General features: G+C 71.4%; 13 protein-coding genes. 7 read left to right on the top strand and 6 right to left on the bottom strand.

Annotated elements, in window-relative coordinates; translation table 11 throughout:
* Positions 1-283: 283 nt before the first annotated feature.
* Both glnA and ACCP09_RS24565 read right to left on the bottom strand, forming a co-directional pair.
* Positions 284-1,627, bottom strand: coding sequence for a type I glutamate--ammonia ligase (gene glnA, locus ACCP09_RS24560; protein WP_017987056.1), 1,344 nt, complete (start codon positions 1,625-1,627; stop codon positions 284-286).
* A gap of 9 nt (positions 1,628-1,636) precedes the next feature.
* Entirely contained in the window at positions 1,637-2,992 is a 1,356-nt protein-coding gene (locus tag ACCP09_RS24565; RefSeq protein ID WP_231960651.1) for an MFS transporter, read from the bottom strand.
* Here ACCP09_RS24565 and ACCP09_RS24570 point away from each other — a divergent pair.
* Together ACCP09_RS24570 and ACCP09_RS24575 are read left to right on the top strand one after the other, a co-directional pair.
* Positions 2,991-3,941, top strand: coding sequence for a GlxA family transcriptional regulator (locus tag ACCP09_RS24570; protein WP_378365115.1), 951 nt, complete (start codon positions 2,991-2,993; stop codon positions 3,939-3,941). The genes ACCP09_RS24565 and ACCP09_RS24570 overlap by 2 nt on opposite strands.
* 16 nt (positions 3,942-3,957) lie before the next feature.
* Positions 3,958-4,650 (top strand): LppX_LprAFG lipoprotein, encoded by a 693-nt coding sequence (locus ACCP09_RS24575; protein ID WP_027932287.1) that lies wholly within the window; start codon positions 3,958-3,960, stop codon positions 4,648-4,650.
* Here ACCP09_RS24575 and ACCP09_RS24580 read toward each other — a convergent pair.
* Both ACCP09_RS24580 and ACCP09_RS24585 read right to left on the bottom strand, forming a co-directional pair.
* Complete coding sequence (locus tag ACCP09_RS24580) at positions 4,647-6,203, bottom strand: alpha/beta hydrolase (protein ID WP_433750571.1); 1,557 nt, start codon at positions 6,201-6,203, stop codon at positions 4,647-4,649. The two genes, ACCP09_RS24575 and ACCP09_RS24580, sit on opposite strands and share 4 nt — an antisense overlap.
* A gap of 22 nt (positions 6,204-6,225) precedes the next feature.
* Positions 6,226-7,776 (bottom strand): alpha/beta hydrolase, encoded by a 1,551-nt coding sequence (locus ACCP09_RS24585; RefSeq protein ID WP_027932289.1) that lies wholly within the window; start codon positions 7,774-7,776, stop codon positions 6,226-6,228.
* Between the two features lie 177 nt (positions 7,777-7,953).
* Here ACCP09_RS24585 and secA2 point away from each other — a divergent pair, with 177 nt between their 5' ends.
* The 3 genes from secA2 to ACCP09_RS24600 all read left to right on the top strand — a co-directional run bounded on the left by secA2 (position 7,954) and on the right by ACCP09_RS24600 (position 12,613).
* Complete coding sequence (secA2, locus tag ACCP09_RS24590; RefSeq protein ID WP_433750743.1) at positions 7,954-10,254, top strand: accessory Sec system translocase SecA2; 2,301 nt, start codon at positions 7,954-7,956, stop codon at positions 10,252-10,254.
* 33 nt (positions 10,255-10,287) lie between these two features.
* Complete coding sequence (locus ACCP09_RS24595) at positions 10,288-11,997, top strand: NAD+ synthase (RefSeq protein WP_433750574.1); 1,710 nt, start codon at positions 10,288-10,290, stop codon at positions 11,995-11,997.
* Positions 11,998-12,061: 64 nt separating this feature from the next.
* Positions 12,062-12,613 carry a DinB family protein gene (locus tag ACCP09_RS24600; protein WP_433750577.1) on the top strand — a complete coding sequence of 184 codons (552 nt, stop codon included), beginning with the start codon at positions 12,062-12,064 and terminating at the stop codon, positions 12,611-12,613.
* Positions 12,614-13,278: 665 nt separating this feature from the next.
* On the opposite strand, the gene ACCP09_RS24605 is transcribed toward ACCP09_RS24600, so the two are convergent.
* The gene (locus ACCP09_RS24605) at positions 13,279-13,812 is read right to left on the bottom strand and encodes a methylated-DNA--[protein]-cysteine S-methyltransferase (RefSeq protein WP_378336880.1); all 534 of its coding nucleotides are present in this window, start codon (positions 13,810-13,812) and stop codon (positions 13,279-13,281) included.
* A 9-nt stretch (positions 13,813-13,821) separates the two neighbouring features.
* Complete coding sequence (locus tag ACCP09_RS24610; protein ID WP_037322648.1) at positions 13,822-14,229, bottom strand: SRPBCC family protein; 408 nt, start codon at positions 14,227-14,229, stop codon at positions 13,822-13,824.
* A 71-nt stretch (positions 14,230-14,300) separates the two neighbouring features.
* On the opposite strand from ACCP09_RS24610, the gene ACCP09_RS24615 reads away from it, so the two are divergent.
* On the top strand, positions 14,301-15,008 hold the full coding sequence (locus ACCP09_RS24615; RefSeq protein WP_433750581.1) for a maleate cis-trans isomerase family protein: 708 nt from the start codon (positions 14,301-14,303) through the stop codon (positions 15,006-15,008).
* A gap of 762 nt (positions 15,009-15,770) precedes the next feature.
* On the top strand, positions 15,771-16,352 hold the full coding sequence (locus ACCP09_RS24620) for a helix-turn-helix domain-containing protein (RefSeq protein ID WP_433750584.1): 582 nt from the start codon (positions 15,771-15,773) through the stop codon (positions 16,350-16,352).
* Positions 16,353-16,428 lie beyond the last annotated feature (76 nt).

Below are 16,428 nucleotides of genomic sequence, written 5' to 3' on the forward strand. Positions count from 1 at the left end.
GTTGAGTTCTCAAACAACACGAAGCTGCTGCTTCTACAAAGCTTTTTTGTTCTCGCGGAGGGCGTCAGCAACCCTACTGGTTTAGTAGTAGTGGTTGGCGACCCACCCGCGGGCCGACCAAGAACTTTACCCGGTTCGGTTCGCGGTGTCAACACCGCCCGACCCTGGCCCGTCCGCCGGGGCTTTCGGCCCCGTCGTCCCGGTCTCCCTGGCGACGAAGAGAAGATTACATGCCCCGAAACCCCCCTGAAACAGGGGGGTCCCTTAACGGCATTTCCCCTGGTCAGAGCACCGGTAGGAGCGTCTTGAGCTCGTACGGCGTGACCGAGCGCCGGTAGGCGTCCCACTCGGCGCGCTTGTTCCGGAGGAAGAAGTCGTAGACGTGCTCGCCCAGCGCGTCGGGCAGCAGCTCGGACTTCTCCATCTCGGCGAGGGCCTCGCCGAGGTTCTGCGGCAGCTGGTCGTACCCGGCCGCGCGGCGCTCGGCGTCGCTCATCGACCAGATGTTGTCCTCGGCCGCCGGCGGCAGCTCGTAGCCCTTCTCGATCCCCTTCAACCCGGCGGCGATCACGACCGAGTACGCCAGATAGGGGTTGCAGGCGGAGTCGATCGTGCGGATCTCGACCCGTCGCGACGACGCCTTGCCCGGCGAGTAGTTCGGCACCCGGACCAGCGCGGAGCGGTTCGCCCGGCCCCACGACACCGTGGTCGGCGCCTCTCCCCCGCTGATCAACCGCTTGTACGAGTTCACCCACTGGTTGGTCACGGCGGAGATCTCCCGCGCGTGGTGGAGCAGGCCGGCCACGAAGGCTTTGCCCGTCTCGGACAACTCGTACGGATCTTCCGGGTTGTGGAACGCGTTGCGGTCGCCCTCGAACAACGACACGTGCGTGTGCATCCCCGAGCCGGGCTGCTCGGTGAACGGTTTCGGCATGAACGTCGCGCGCACCCCCTGGGTCAGCGCGACCTCCTTGACCACGTACCGGAACGTCATGACGTTGTCGGCCATGGTCAGCGCGTCGGCGTAGCGCAGGTCGATCTCCTGCTGCCCCGGCGCGCCCTCGTGGTGGCTGAACTCCACCGAGATGCCCATCGCCTCCAGCGCCTCGATGGCGTGGCGGCGGAAGTGCGTCGCGGTCGCGTGGCTGGCCTGGTCGAAGTACCCGCCGTTGTCCGCGGGCTCGGGCTCGCTGCCGTCCGACGGCAACGACGAGAGCAGGAAGAACTCGATCTCCGGGTGCACGTAGCAGGTGAACCCGGCCTCCCCCGCCTTCGACAGCTGGCGCCGCAGCACGTGCCGAGGGTCGGCCCAGGACGGCGACCCGTCGGGCATCGCGATGTCGCAGAACATCCGCGCCGAGTAGTGCCCGCCCTCCGGGGTCTCCCAGGGCAGCACCTGGAACGTCGACGGGTCGGGCTTCGCGACCATGTCCGATTCGTAGACGCGCGCGAAGCCTTCGATGGCCGATCCGTCGAACCCGATCCCGTCGCTGAAGGCGCCCTCGAGCTCGGCGGGGGCCACCGCCACCGACTTCAGGAAACCGAGGACGTCGGTGAACCACAGACGAACGAACCGGATGTCACGTTCTTCCAGCGTGCGCAGCACGAACTCCTGCTGGCGATCCATGGCCGCACCCTACGCATGGCGTGTTAACGGCATGTTTCGTGGTTCCGGTGTTGCCCTGACGGAGGGAATGACCAGCGACATCACCGCAGCCAGCGCGCACAGACCGCCCGAGATGTACCACGCGAGGTCGTAACTCCCGGCGTGGTCGTGGATCAGGCCGGCGCCCACCGCGGCGATCGACGCGCCGACCTGGTGGGACGCGAAGACCCAGCCGAACACGATGGGACCGCTCAGGCCGAAGTGCTCACGGGCCAGCGCCACCGTGGGCGGCACGGTGGCGACCCAGTCCAGTCCGTAGAAGATGATGAACGCCCACATCGGCGGCTCGGTGGTGGGCGCGAACAGCTGCGGCAGCAGGACCAGCGACCCGCCGCGCAGGAAGTAGTACACGCCGAGCAGGATCCGCGGGTTGACGCGGTCGGTGAACCAGCCGGACGCGATGGTGCCGGCCACGTCGAAGATGCCCACCAGCGCGAGCAGCGAAGCGGCCGTGGTCGCCGGCATCCCGTGCTCGTGCGCGGCCGGCACGAAGTGGGTGCCGACCAGGCCGTTCGTGGACGCCCCGCAGATCGCGAACCCGCCCGCGAGGAGCCAGAACGTCGGCGTCTTCGCGGCCTGCCCCAGCACCTGCAGCGCACGCCGCGCGGCACCGGAGGAGTGCGGCGGCGCCTCCGCCGGCTCGGTCGCCCCGTACGCGGTCGTCCCGATCTCGCTCGGGTGGTCGCGCAGGAAGATCAACGTGATCGGCACGACGGCCAGCGCGGCGAACGCGACCACCAGCGACGCGGTGCGCCAGCCGTCGTTCGTGGCCAGCGCGGCGAGCAGGGGCAGGAACACCAGCTGCCCGGCCGCGCCCGCCGCGGTCAGGATTCCGCTGACCAGGCCGCGGTGGCGGACGAACCAGCGCGCGGTCACGGTCGCCACGAACGCCAGCGCCATCGAGCCGGTCCCCAGCCCGACCAGCACGCCCCAGCACAGCAGCAGCTGCCAGCTCGCGGTCATGAAGACCGTCAGCCCGCTGCCCGCGGCGACCAGGACCAGCGCGCCGGTCACGACCTTGCGCATGCCGAGCCGCTCCATCAGCGCCGCGGCGAACGGCGCGGTCAGGCCGTAGAGCAGGAGGTTGATCGACACGGCGGCCGAGATCGTGGCCGTCGACCAGCCGAACTCCTCGTGCAGCGGGTCGATCAGCACGCTCGGGGTGGCGCGGAAACCGGCGGCGCCCACCAGCGCGACGAATGCCGCGAAGGCGACGAACCAGGCCGGGTGGATGCGCGACTTCGTTCTTGTCACCGGTACATGCTCCCCGATCGCGATCACCCGGACGAGTGGCCGGAGCGCCAATATGTGCAAGAATCCGGCCATGCACCGGGTTGTGGTCCTCGCGGTCTCCGAAGTGGTCGGGTACGACCTGAACATCGCGCCGCTCGTGTTCGGCACCGCCACACAGGACGGCGAACGGCTCTACGACGTGCGGGTTTGCGGGGTCGACGACCGGCCGGTGCGGGTAAGCCACGGGTACGAGGCGCACCTCGACCACGGTCCGGAAGCACTGGAGGACGCCGACACCGTCGTCATCCCCGGCACCCGCGTGCACGGGCCGCGGCAGGAGGGCGTGCTGCCGCCCGACCTGGCCGCGGCGATGGCCCGGATCCCGTCGTCGGCGCGGCTCGTGTCGATCTGCACCGGCGCGTTCGTGCTGGCCGCCGCCGGCGTGCTCGACGGGCGCCGCGCGACCACCCACTGGGCGCACGCGCCCGCCTTCCGGCGCCTCTACCCGCGGGTCGACCTGGACGAGAACGTGTTGTTCGTGGACGACGGCGACGTCCTGACCTCGGCCGGGCTGGCCGCCGGCGTGGACCTGTGCCTGCACCTCGTGCGGTCCGACCACGGCAGCGCGGTCGCCAATCAGGTCGCCCGCTACTGCGTCGTGCCGCCGTGGCGCGACGGCGGGCAGTCGCAGTTCATCGAGCAGCCGCTGCCCGAGGCCGACGGCAGCACCGCCGCGACGCGCGCGTGGGTGCTGGAACGGCTCGGCGAACCGCTCGACCTGGCCGCGCTCGCGAAGCACGCGGGCATGAGCGTGCGCACCTTCAGCCGCCGCTTCCGCGCGGAGACCGGGCAGTCGCCCCGCGCCTGGCTGAACCAGCAGCGGGTGCTGCACGCCCGCCACCTCCTGGAGACCACGGATCTGCCCGTCGACCGGGTGGCGGCCGAGTCGGGGCTGGGCACCGCGGCGTCGCTGCGGCAGCACCTCAACGCCGCGATCGGCGTCGCACCGCTGGCATACCGCCGGACGTTCGCCCGCCGCTGATCGCTACCTTGGACGCATGCTCCGCCGACGCACCGCCGGTGTCCTCGCCCTGGTCCTGGCGCTGTCCACCGCCTGTTCGGCCGCGCCAGAGGAACCACTCCCCGACGGGCGCGCGCTCGTGGACGCCGCCGAGACGAGCCTGAACGGGATCCGCAGCGTGCGGTTCGACTTCAGCGTCAGCTCGACCATCCCCGGCCTGGACATCCGCGAGGTCAAGGGGCAGGCCAGCAAGGACGGCGGGCCGCACGGCACGGCGATCGGGCAGGCGGACGTGCAGGCCTCGGCCGACCGGTTCGAGCTGGACTACGTGCTCGTCGGCGAGACGCTTTTCCTCACCGACACCAAGGGCCAGCAGCGGCAGGCCCCGGTGCCCGCCGACTACAACCCGATGACGCTGCTCGACTCCGAGCGCGGCCTGCCCAAGCTGATGTCGGAGGCGACCGCGCTGAAGACGGAGACGAAGGAGGACGTCCTCGGCGTCGAGGCCTACCGGGTCACCGGCGAGCTGGCGAAGGACGTCATCTCCAGCGTCATCCCCGGCATCCAGGCTGACGTGGACATCAAGTTCTGGGTCACCAAGGCCGAGCCACGCAACCTGGTGCGCGTGTGGATCCAGGTGCCGCCGCGGCAGCCGAACGAAGGCGCCATCCAGCTGGAGCTCGCGCTGTCCGACCAGAACGTGCCGGTCGGAACCACGACCGGCGGTTAGGCCTGGCAGCGGGTGCCCGGTGGCGGCTGGGAGCCGTCCACCAGGTAGTCCAGGCCGGCTACGTCCACGCACATGTTGCCGTGCAGGAACGCGGTGTGCTGCGTGCCGTCGACCGTGAGCAGCCCGCCCCGGAAGACGTTCGCGAGGTTGACACCCGCCTGGTACGGGGTCACCGGGTCGCCGGTCGTCGAGATGACCAGCGGTGGCGCGGCGGAGGTGACCGTCGGCCGGTGCGGCTGCGACGTGCTGGGCACCGGCCAGGACGCGCACACGTCGAGTTCGCCCTGGTCGGGGCGGCCCCAGCCGAGGAACGGCGCGGCGTCGGCCATCCGCTGCCGGGACACCGCCGGATCGACCGCACGCGGGTTGTCCACGCAGCGCACCGCGTAGTAGGCGTCCTGCAACGAGGAGTACCGGCCGTCGGCGTCGCGCTCGTAGTAGCCGTCGGCGAGCCGGAGCAGGACCGAGCCGTCACCGCCGCGCAGCAAGCCGAGCCCGGTGTTGAGGAACGGCCAGGACTGGCTCGAGTACATCGCCTCGACCACGCCCGTGATGGCGTCCCGGTAGGACAGGTGCCTGCCGTCGCCGGTCTTCGCCGGCGCGCCGACCAGCGGCTGGACCAGGTTCTGGAACTCGGCCGCCGCCTTCGCCGGGTCGCGGCCCAGCGCGCAGCCGTCGTGCCGCGCGCACTCGGCGGCGAACTCGCCGAACGCGCGCGAGAACCCGGCGCCCTGCGCGACCAGCGAGTCCGGGTCGTTCGCCGCCGGGTCGATCGCACCGTCCAGCAGCAACGCGCGGACCCGCTCCGGGAAGGCCTCGGCGTAGCTGTAACCGATCTGGGTGCCGTAGGAGTAGCCGAGGTAGCTCAGCTTCGCCTCGCCCAGCGCGGCCCGCAGGACGTCGAGGTCCTTGACCACGTCCCGCGTGCCCATGTTGGCCAGCATCGCGTCGCCGTGCTCGGTGCGCTGGGCGCACTTCGCCGCGAAGTCCGTCGCCTGCCCGGTCCACGCGGCGTCCGAGGCGCCCGGGTTGCTCGCCCGCTCGGCGTCGCGTTCGGCGTCGGTCAGGCACCGCACGCGCGGTTGGCTGGCACCCACACCGCGCGGGTCGAAGCCGACGAAGTCGAACCGCAGCCCGATCGCGTTGTTCGAGACTGTCGGCACCAGCCGGGCGGCCGCCTCCATGCCGGAACCGCCGGGGCCGCCCGGGTTCATGACCAGCGAGCCGATGCGGTGCGCCGGGTCGAGCGCCTTGTGCCGCAGCACGCCGACGGTGATCGTCTCGCCGCGCGGGTTCGCGTAGTCCAGCGGAACGGTCAGCCGGGTGCACTCCACACCGGGCGTGCGGAACGCGTCCGCGCTCTGCTGCCCCGTCGCGTACGCCGCGCAGTCACCCCACGCGAGCTGCTGGTCGTAGAAGCGGTCGAGCGCGTGGGCGTCCGCCGCCACCGGCGAGGGTGACGGCGGCGGTGCGGGGGTCTGCGTGGTGCACGCGGTCAGCGCGGCGGCCACCAGGCCCGCGGCGAGCAGCCTCCGTCGGCGGGGAAAACGCATCGTTCACATCGTGCCAGTCCGGTCACCGAGAGGTACAGCGCGCGCCTTCCGCGGGCAGGGTCCCGTCGATCAGGTACGCGCTGCCGATGTCGTCCACACAGTCGACTCCCTGCAGGAAGACGGTGTGCTGGGTGCCCTCGAACGTCAGCAGCGCGCCCTTCATCGCCTTCGCGAGGTTCACCCCCGCCTGGTACGGGGTGGCCGGATCGTTCGTGGTCGAGATCACCAGAACCGGCGGCACGCCGGCGACGTTCGGCTCGTGCGGCTCCGAGGTGTTGGGCACCGGCCAGAACGCGCACGGGTCCAGCGCGGCGCCGTTGGGCCTGCCGTCGTCGAGGAAGGGCGCCACCTGGTCGTAGCGGTTCTCCGCCTCGAGGATCTCGGCGCGGTCGGTCACCGGCGGGTCGTCGACGCAGCGGATCGCGGTGAAGGCGTCCTGCGTGTTGGCGTAGTTGCCGCTGGAGTCGCGCTCGTTGTACTGGTCGGCCAGCGCCATCAACGTGGCGCCCTGGCCGCTCTTCAGCTCGTTGAGGCCTGCGTTCAGCGGCGCCCACAACTGCTGCGAGTACAGCGCCTGGATCGCGCCGAGCGTGGCGTCGTCGTAGCTGAGGACCCGGCCGTCGCGGAGGCGGACCGGGTTGTCGATCAGCGGCCGCACCAGGTTCTGGAAGGCCTGCGTCGCGCGTGCCGGGTCGGCGCCGAGCGCGCAATCGCGGCGGGCGGCGCACCACTTGGCGAAGTCGTTGAACGCGACGCCGAAGCCCTGCCCCTGCGCGACCAGCGACTCGACCTCGTCCTGGCTCGGGTCGAGCGCGCCGTCGAGCACCATGGCGCGCACGTTCTGCGGGAACGTCTCGGCGTAGGTGTAGCCGATCCGCGTGCCGTAGGAGTAGCCGAGGTAGGTCAGCTTCTCCTCGCCCAGCGCCGACCGCAGGACGTCCATGTCCTTGACGACGTCGCGGGTGCCCAGGTTCGCGAGCATCGCGGTGCCGAACCGGGTCCGCTCGGCGCACTTGTCGGCGAACTCCTTGGACTCGGCGTCCTGCTTGGCCACGCCTGCCGGGCTGCCGTCGGCCTCCAGGTCCTCGGCGCGCTGCTCGTCCCGCTCGGCGTCGGTCAGGCAGGTCACGTCCGGTTCGCTGGCGCCGATCCCCCGCGGGTCGAAGCCGACGATGTCGAAGCGCTTGCCGAGGTCGGTGTTCGCGACCTGCGGCGCGAGACCGGCGGCGGCGTACATGCCGGACGCGCCGGGGCCGCCCGGGTTGAGCACGAGCGCCCCGAGCCGGTTGCCCGTCGCCTTGTGCCGGAGCACGCCGATCGTGATCGTGTCGCCCTGCGGCTTCGTGTAGTCCAGCGGCACGGTCAGCCGGGCGCACTGGAGATCATTACTGCTGAAGGCGGACCTGACGTCGTCCGAACTCGCGTAAGGTGCACAGTCGCCCCAGGTCAACGGCTGTGCGTAGAACCGCTCCAGCCCGGCCGGCACCACCCCGGCCGGCCCGGCCGACTCGGTGGTTGCCGTCGGCGCCGGAGCCGGCGTGGGCCCCGGCGAGGTGCAGGCCGCGACCGGCACCAGCAGGCAGGCGCCGAGGACGGCGGCTCGTACGGACCGGGACCTGGCTCGCGGAAGGAAGCGCACGTCGTGATCGTGCCATCCTGAGTGGGAACACAGGTGCACCGCCACCTCGTTGGCTGGTGGGTTGCGCGCGAGAAGGACAGGAGACCACGGGTGCCAGCACTGATCAGCCGGATGGGCAAGCGGTTGCGCAAGCTCATCGAGCGGCCGGGCAGCGTCGAGCTGACCAAGTACGAGGCGCTGCTGCCGGACATCGAGGCGCTCGAACCCGAGCTGGAGGCCCTGAGCGACGCGGAGCTGACCGAGCGCGCGGGCAAGCTCCGCCTGGAGGCCGAGCTCGGCGACCCGCAGCTGGTGGAGCTGTGCGCGCTCGGCCGCGAAGCCGCGCGGCGGGCGCTGGACGAGCGCGCGTTCGACGTGCAGCTGCTCGGCACGATGGGCCTGCTGTCCGGACACGTCGTGCAGATGCAGACCGGTGAGGGCAAGACGCTGGCCGGCGCGCTCGCCGCCGCGGGGTACGCGCTGCAGGGCAAGCGCGTGCACGTCATCTCCGTCAACGACTACCTGGCCCGCCGCGACGGCGAGTGGATGAAGCCGGTGTACGACCTGCTCGGCGTCACGGTCGGCTGGGTCGACGGCAGCCTCACCCGCGAGGAGCGGCGTGTGGCCTACGACGCCGAGGTCACCTACGGCGCGGTCAGCGAGATCGGGTTCGACATGCTGCGCGACCGGCTCGTCACCCGCGCCGAGGACGTCGTCCAGCCCGCCCCCGAGGTCGCGATCATCGACGAGGCCGACTCGGTGCTGGTCGACGAGGCGCGGGTCCCGCTGGTCATGGCCGGCTCGGTGGACCAGGCCGTCGCCGACACCGAGGTCGCCAACGTGGTCCGGCGGCTGCGGCTCGGCCTGCACTACGAGACCGACACCGACGGCCGCAACGCGTGGCTGACCACGGCAGGCGCGTCCGTCGTGGAGAAGGCCCTCGGCGGGGTCGACCTGTACAGCGAGTCCGGCTCCGAGCGGCTGGCGGCGGTCAACGTCGCCCTGCACGCACACGCGCTGCTCACCCGCGACGTCGACTACCTGGTGCGCGACGGAAAGGTCGAGCTGATCAACGCCTCCCGCGGCCGGGTCGCCGAGCTGCAGCGCTGGCCGGACGGGCTGCAGGCCGCGGTCGAGGCGAAGGAGCAGGTCGCGCCCACCGACAGCGGCGAGATCCTCGACTCGATCACGGTGCAGGCGCTGATCGCCCGGTACCCGCAGGTCGCCGGCATGACCGGCACCGCGGTCGCGGTCGCCGAGCAGCTGCGCGAGTTCTACCAGCTCGAGGTGGCGGTCATCCCGCCGAACAAGCCGAACGTCCGCGAGGACCTCGACGACCGGATCTTCGCCTCGCCGTCGCACAAGCTGCGCGCGATCGTCAAGGAGATCCGCGAGGTGCACGAGACCGGGCGGCCGATCCTCGTCGGCACGCAGGACGTCGCGGAGTCCGAGGAGCTCGCCGAGAAGCTGGCGAAGGCCGACCTGCCGTGCGTCGTCCTCAACGCGCGCAACGACGCCGAGGAAGCCGCGATCATCGCCGAGGCGGGCAAGTACGGCGCGATCACCGTGTCCACCCAGATGGCAGGCCGCGGCACCGACATCCGGCTGGGCGGCGCGGACGGCAAGGACCGCGAACGCGTCGCCGAGCTGGGCGGTCTGCACGTCATCGGCACCGCGCGGTACCCGTCGAGCCGCCTGGACGGTCAGCTGCGCGGCCGGTCCGGCCGCCAGGGCGACCCGGGCAGCGCGGTGTTCTTCGCGAGCCTGAACGACGAGCTGGTCACCTCGAACGCGCCGGACGTGCCGGACGGCATCACCGCCGACGACGAGACGGGCGAGATCACCGACCCGGCGGCGAAGCGGCACATCGACCACGCGCAGCGCGTCGCCGAGGGCGTGGACCTGGAGATCCACCGCAACACCTGGCGCTACACGCGCCTGATCGAGCACCAGCGGCGCGAGCTGCTGGAGTACCGCGACGAGCTGCTCCGGACCGACGCGGCCGCGGAGGCGCTGTCCGGCGAGAAGCGCTACGACGAGCTGACCGAGAAGGTCGGTGAGGAGAAGGCGAAGCAGGTCTGCCGCGAGATCATGCTGTACCACCTGGACCAGATGTGGTCGGACCATCTCGCGTTCCTCACCGACGTGCGGGAGAGCATCCACCTGCGCGCGCTGGCGCGGGAGACGCCGCTGGACGAGTTCCACCGCATCGCGATCCCGGAGTTCCGCAAGATCGTGCCCGCGATCAAGGAGCGGTCCGCCGAGACGCTCGCCGACGCCGAGATCGGCGACGACGGCATCGACCTCGCGGCCTCCGGCGTGCGGCGGGCCAGCTCGACGTGGACGTACCTGGTGCACGACGCGCCGTTCGACGCGGGCTTCGAGGAGACGCTGCGGCAGGTGCGCAGCCTCTTGCGGCGCAAGAAGAACTGAGCGGGCATCCGGGGCGTGGCCGACAATGAGGCCATGCTCCGGATCGCGCTGGCCCAGGTGAACCCGACCGTCGGCGACCTCACGGCCAACGCGGCGCAGACCGTGACGTGGGCCCGAAAGGCCGCCGAGGCGGGGGCGCACGTCGTCGTGTTCCCCGAGATGTCGCTGACCGGGTACCCGGTCGAGGACCTCGCGTTGCGCGGGACCTTCGCGGAGGCGTCGCGCTCGGCGTTGCGGGCGTTGGCTGCTTCGCTTGCGGACGCGGGTTGCGGCGAGCTGCTCGTGTACGTGGGCTACCTCGACGTGGACGACGTCGGCCCCCGCGACGCGGCGGCCGCCCTGTGGCGCGGTGAGGTGGTCGCGCGGCAGTTCAAGCACCACCTGCCCAACTACGGCGTGTTCGACGAGCAGCGGTGGTTCAAGGCGGGGCGGACGATGGACGTGCTGCGGTTCCACGGCTGCGACATCGGGATGGTGATCTGCGAGGACCTCTGGCAGGAGGGCGGGCCGGTGTCCGCGCTCGGGGCGGCCGGGGTCGGCGTGGTGGTGTCGCCGAACGCCTCGCCGTACGAACGGTCCAAGGACGACATCCGGCTGCCGCTGGTCGCGCGGCGGGCGGCGGAGGCCGGCGCTCCCCTGGTCTACGCGAACCAGGTCGGCGGTCAGGACGACCTCGTGTTCGACGGAGACTCGTTCGTGGTGGGCGCGGACGGGTCGTTGCTCGCGCGTGCGCCGCAGTTCGTGGAGCACCTGCTGGTCGCTGATTTGGCTGGGGCGGCAGGTGGTTGCGCGCCGGGCACGTACGAGGGGCTCGAGGTGCGGCGGCGGGTGCTGTCCGCGGATCCGGTGCCGGCGTACGAACCCTTGGCCGCGGCGGTGCGGGAGCCGTTGTCCCAGGAGGCGGAGGTGTGGTCGGCGCTGGTCGTCGGGTTGCGGGACTACGTGCACAAGAACGGGTTCCGCTCGGTGATCTTCGGGTTCTCCGGCGGGATCGACTCCGCGGTGACGGCGGCGCTGGCGGTGGACGCGCTGGGACCGGATTCGGTGCACGGGGTGTCGATGCCGTCGCGGTACTCGTCGGCGCATTCGCGGGACGACGCGGCGGAACTGGCGCGGCGGCTGGGTTGCCACTTCCGGGTGGAGCCGGTCGACGACATGGTGCGGGTGTACGTGGCACAGCTCGGGTTGTCCGGTCTGGCGGAGGAGAACATCCAGGCGCGGGTGCGCGGCATGATCCTGATGTCACTGTCCAACCTGGAGGGACATCTGGTGCTGGCGACCGGGAACAAGACGGAGCTGGCGGTCGGGTACTCGACGATGTACGGCGACGCGGTGGGTGGGTTCGCGCCGATCAAGGACGTGTTCAAGACGCAGGTGTGGGCGCTGGCCCGGTGGCGGAACGCCGCGGCCGAGAAACGCGGCGAGGTGCCGCCGATCCCGGAGAACTCGATCGCCAAGCCGCCGTCGGCGGAGCTGCGGCCGGGGCAGCTCGACACGGATTCCTTGCCGAACTACGGGTTGCTGGACGACATCCTCGACGACTACGTCGAAGGCGACCGGGGTTACGCCGAGTTGGTCGAGGCGGGGTTTTCGCCGGAAACGATCGATCGGGTGATCCGGATGGTAGACCGTGCGGAGTACAAACGCCGCCAGTACCCGATCGGTACGAAGACAACTTTTAAGGCTTTCGGGCGAGATCGACGGCTGCCCATCACGAATTGCTGGCGCGAAGGGGAGTTCTGAGCCGGAAACTGTCGGACCCGGGTGCCATCATTCCGCCATGCCCCTTCTGGAAGGAACTGTTGTCATGGCTGGGAATGTCCGTCCGGTGGCCGACGAGCGCGACGGCCTGCTCACTTTTCTCGCGCAGCAGCGGTACGTCCTGCGCCTGGCGGCGCGTGGTCTGAGCGATGCGCAGGCGCGGCTGACGCCCACGCGGAGCGCGCTGAGCATCGGCGGGTTGGTGAAACACGTGACGAGCGCCGAGCGACGGTGGATGGCGGCGGTGCGGGGCTCCCCGGCGGACGGCGAGGACGTGGCGGATTTCGTTGTGGGTCAAGGGGAAACGCTGTCCGAGGTGCTGACCGCCTACGACTCGGCGGCCAGCGAGACCGAGGAGATCGTCGCCGGGATCCCGGATCTGGGGCAGCCGGTGCGGGTGCCGTGGCTCCCGGACGAGGTGGACGCGTGGACCGTGCGGTGGGTGCTGCTGCACCTGATCCAGGAAACCGCGCGGCACGCCGGGCACGCGGACATCCTGCGAGAACACATCGACGGTGCGACCGCGGTGCCGCTGATGGCCGCGGCGGAGGGGTGGCCGGTCAGACCGTGGCTGAACCCCCGCTCCCCCAGCGGCTGACGACGCTGATTCGGTTGCGCTCGCTGCTGACGCGCTCGCAAGCGAGCAGTTGACGGCGCCTGCTTTCGCCGCCTTTGGTTGCACGCCCGCCGGGCGCAACGTGCGCTCCTCCCGACACGATGCCCGCCGCTCGAATGCAAGTACACGCCGGCCGCCCCGCCGGATGCGTCCCGAGTACCCCTTGAATCCGCGCGCGGCCACGGGTAACCGGTCGGGCCGTGACCCGACACGATGCCCGCTGCCCTCCCACAGAAGGCCGCCGTCCCACGCGAGAGGACCGCGCGAGAACCCACCGTCCCACCACCGCACGCAGGCCGGGCTTCACAAGCCGATCCCGAACCAACGTCGAAGGAGATCCCTTGAACCACCACTCACACGCCGGCCGCCCCACCGGACGCGCTCCCCCGGGCGCGCCGAATACGCCCACTGGAAATCCGTACGTGGCCGCGGCCACGGATAACCCGTCGAGCCGTGACCCGACACGATGCCCGGCGCCCTCCCATGCCTTCCCACGCAAGAGGGCCGCGGAAGAACCCACCGTTCCACCCGCCACGTCCAGTCCCGCGCTTCGGTTCTGAACCAACGTGAAAGGAGATCCTTGAACCACCACTCACACGCCGGCCGCCCCACCGGGCGTGCTCCCCCGGGCGCCGGACGCGCCCGCGTCAGAAGAGGGTCGGCTGGACGTCCGCACCTTCGATGATGAGCATCTGCCGCTTGGTCTCGACGCCACCACGGGCGGAGAACCCGCCCATGCGGCGTCCGGCGGCCAGCACCCGGTGGCACGGCACGACGATCGGGAAGGGGTTGTGCCCCAGTGCCTGGCCGACTGCCTGCGCCGACCCCGGCATGCCGAGCCGGTGGGCGATGTCGCCGTAGGTGAGGGTCCGCCCGGGCGGGATGTTCCGCGCGATCTCGTACACGCGTCGGTTGAAGTCCGGCACGCCCTGGTAGTCGAGAACGATCCCGAGCAGGTCGCGGCGCTCACCACGAAGGAGGGCGGTGATCTCGTCGATCGCGGCCTGAATCTCGTCGGGCGGCGCCGACTCGACGGCCCCGGGGAAGTCGGCCCGGAGACGGGCCCGCGTAGTGGCGGGCGCGCCGTCGGGCAGGCGGACTCCGGTGACGCCGTGCTCACCCCAGGCGATGCCGCAGTGACCGATCGCGGTGTCGAAGAGCGCGTAACCCAGTGCTGTCATGGTGTCCCCTCAGGCCGGGAGGGCCTGTGCCTCCAGCGTCTCCTTGATGACCGCGGTGCCTTGCTCCATCAAAGCACCGGTGCGTGCCGCGAGGTCTCCGGGGAGGAGGTCGGCGACCCAGACGAACCGCGTCCGGCCCGGCCCGTCGGCGAACACCTGCGCGACGCCGTTGTGGTGGGTGTAGGGCCCGCCGACGACGGACCAGACGAGCCGGTGCGCGTCGTCGTCGAGGTCGACCAGCACCTCACGCACGACCGTGCCGTCGAAGAAGGTGACGATCCGGTCCGTGCCGTCCAGGCGCGTGTCGGTGACGAAGCCGGGGGCGAGGCGTTCGTGCAGCGCGCCCCAGTCCCGAAGAGCCGCCCAGACCACGTCGAGAGGAGTGTCGATCAGGATTTCCGTACGTATCGAAGCCATGCGGTCAGCGTGCCGCGCCGCCGGCCTGGGGTCTTGAAGATTCTTGCGCTGCTCGGCGGGTACCCGGCGTCATGGGCACACTGCGGGTCGGCGTCGTCGCGTCGTTCGACTTCACCCGGGACGACGAGATCCGCCGCTGGCTGCCGGACGGGGTCGAGTTGGAGGTGCGCCGGACGGCCGAGGCGCCGGCCGACGACAACCTGACGATGGTGTCCGCGCTGTCCGATCCCGCGTACCTGGCGGCCCCGGTTCGCGCGCTGTGCGACACGGGCGCGGCGGCGATCGCCTACGCCTGCACCGCGTGCAGTTTCGTCGGCGGTGAGGCGGGCGAACGCGCCCTGCGGGAAGCGATGGAGTCGTGCGGCGCGCCCCGGGCGCTGACCACGTCCGGGGCGGTTGTCGACGCCCTGCGGAGCGTGGGCGCGCAGCGGGTGGCCGTGGTGCACCCGTACGCGCCCGCGGTGGGCCGACGCCTGCAGACGTACCTGACGGCGCACGGCTTCGAAATCACCAGGATCACCGGTTTCGCCCTGGCAGTCGACGAAGTCCCCGACGTCCAGCCCGAGGAGGTGACGGACCTGATCCGCGAGGGCGACAGCCCCACGGCCGAGGCGGTGTTCGTGAGCTGCACCGGCCTGCCCACCTACGACGTGATCGCGCCGCTGGAGCGGGAGCTGGGCAAGCCCGTGGTCACCGCGAACCAGGCCACGATGTGGGCACTGCTCCACACCGTGGGCGAAAAGGCACTCGGCCAGGGACAACACCTGCTGGTGAGCTGAACCCAGCGGGGCGGAGCGCCGCACGTTGGGTGCCCGCGCCAGAGGGCAGGCCGCCGGGACAAACAGCGCCCGGTAGGGCGGACAGGGCGACTCGCTGACCGGGTGCCGAGCACGGACACCCGGTGCAGTGCACTGCACGCCGCCGAGGCGGCAGGGTGGCTGGATGCTTGGGTGCCCGAGCGGCAGGGCCCCGGGGGCGGCAGGGCTTCGGCACGGCAGAGTGCCAGCACGGCAGAGCGCGGCACGGCAAAGCGCCAGCACGGCAAAGCGCCGGGGCGGCAAAGCGCCGGGGCGGCAGAGCGCCGGGGCTGTAGAGCGCAGCACGGCAGAGCGCCGGCACGGCAAAGCGCCGGGGCGGTAGAGCGCAGCACGGCACCGTGCCGGCACGGCAGAGCGCCGGCACCGCAGAGCGCCGGGGCGGTAGAGCGGCAGGCGTCGAGCCTCCGGGGGCGGGTCTCAAGGGCGCCGGTGCCGCACCAAGACGCCCCGGAATTGTCGTACCTGCGGGGTACCGTCGCGCGCATGGTGGCCGTTCTCTCGATTGCCTCGCGGGCGGGCGTCGCGGTGCGGGTTGTGCGTTGTGGGGGTCGGCATCGCGGGTGGTCGGCGCCTGAGGGGCGCTCCGCGCCGGAACTGGTGCTCGTTCGGCGGGGCTGGTTCCGGCGCCGGACGCGCGCCGGGGTCTTCGAGGCCGATCCGACCGTTGGCTACCTCTCGCTGCCGGATCAAGAAGAGACCTTCGCTCATCCCGGGGGTGGTGACGTGTGCACCGCCATCCAGTTCGCGCCCTCGCTGTGGGCCTCGCTCTTCGGGGAGCATCGGCCGGCCACTCCGGCCGTCTACGTCGACGCCGCGCTCGAGCTCGCCCACCGGCGGTTCATCGCGTCCACCCGGCAGGCCGACTCCGACTACGCGCTGCCGGAAAGCCTCCTCGCCCTCACCCGCGCCGCCATCGGGCCTGCGCCCCACCTCGACACCCGGGCGTCACCGCACCTCGGCGCCCGGGCCACCGACCGGGACATCGTCGCCAGAGCGCGCATCGCCATCGTCGAGCGGCACCCGGCCGCCGGCACCCTCCTCTCCCTCGCCGAACTACTCCACGTCTCCCCCTTCCGGCTCAGCCGCGCCTTCACCCGCGAAATGGGCGTGCCCCTCACCCGCTACCGCAACCGGGTCCGCGTCGGGGTGGTGCTGGAACGCCTCGAAGGCGGCGAAACCGACCTGGCAGGACTCGCGGCCGACCTCGGCTTCGCCGACCAGGCCCACCTCACCCGGACCGTCAAGGAACACGTCGGCCGCCCGCCGACGGCCCTCCGGCGGCTGCTCGGAACCACCGACGTGTGAAGCTCATCGCAGCTCCTTGGGATGCCTCACGTCCTGGTGTCACGCTTGGTTTCCCAGATCCACGACCCGGGGACCC

The sequence above is a fragment of the Amycolatopsis sp. 3B14 genome (assembly GCF_050958625.1).
Taxonomy (GTDB): Bacteria; Actinomycetota; Actinomycetes; order Mycobacteriales; family Pseudonocardiaceae; genus Amycolatopsis_E; species Amycolatopsis_E thermoflava.

Bases quoted from the DNA above. Each gene is read 5' to 3' on its own strand.
- ACCP09_RS24575 (WP_027932287.1), top strand. From the start codon at position 3,958: ATGCTCCGCCGACGCACCGCCGGTGTCCTCGCCCTGGTCCTGGCGCTG.
- ACCP09_RS24595 (WP_433750574.1), top strand. From the start codon at position 10,288: ATGCTCCGGATCGCGCTGGCCCAGGTGAACCCGACCGTCGGCGACCTC.
- ACCP09_RS24600 (WP_433750577.1), top strand. From the start codon at position 12,062: ATGGCTGGGAATGTCCGTCCGGTGGCCGACGAGCGCGACGGCCTGCTC.
- secA2 (WP_433750743.1), top strand. From the start codon at position 7,954: ATGGGCAAGCGGTTGCGCAAGCTCATCGAGCGGCCGGGCAGCGTCGAG.
- ACCP09_RS24615 (WP_433750581.1), top strand. From the start codon at position 14,301: ATGGGCACACTGCGGGTCGGCGTCGTCGCGTCGTTCGACTTCACCCGG.
- ACCP09_RS24565 (WP_231960651.1), bottom strand. From the start codon at position 2,992: ATGGCCGGATTCTTGCACATATTGGCGCTCCGGCCACTCGTCCGGGTG.
- ACCP09_RS24580 (WP_433750571.1), bottom strand. From the start codon at position 6,203: ATGCGTTTTCCCCGCCGACGGAGGCTGCTCGCCGCGGGCCTGGTGGCC.
- glnA (WP_017987056.1), bottom strand. From the start codon at position 1,627: ATGGATCGCCAGCAGGAGTTCGTGCTGCGCACGCTGGAAGAACGTGAC.
- ACCP09_RS24610 (WP_037322648.1), bottom strand. From the start codon at position 14,229: ATGGCTTCGATACGTACGGAAATCCTGATCGACACTCCTCTCGACGTG.
- ACCP09_RS24570 (WP_378365115.1), top strand. From the start codon at position 2,991: ATGCACCGGGTTGTGGTCCTCGCGGTCTCCGAAGTGGTCGGGTACGAC.
- ACCP09_RS24605 (WP_378336880.1), bottom strand. From the start codon at position 13,812: ATGACAGCACTGGGTTACGCGCTCTTCGACACCGCGATCGGTCACTGC.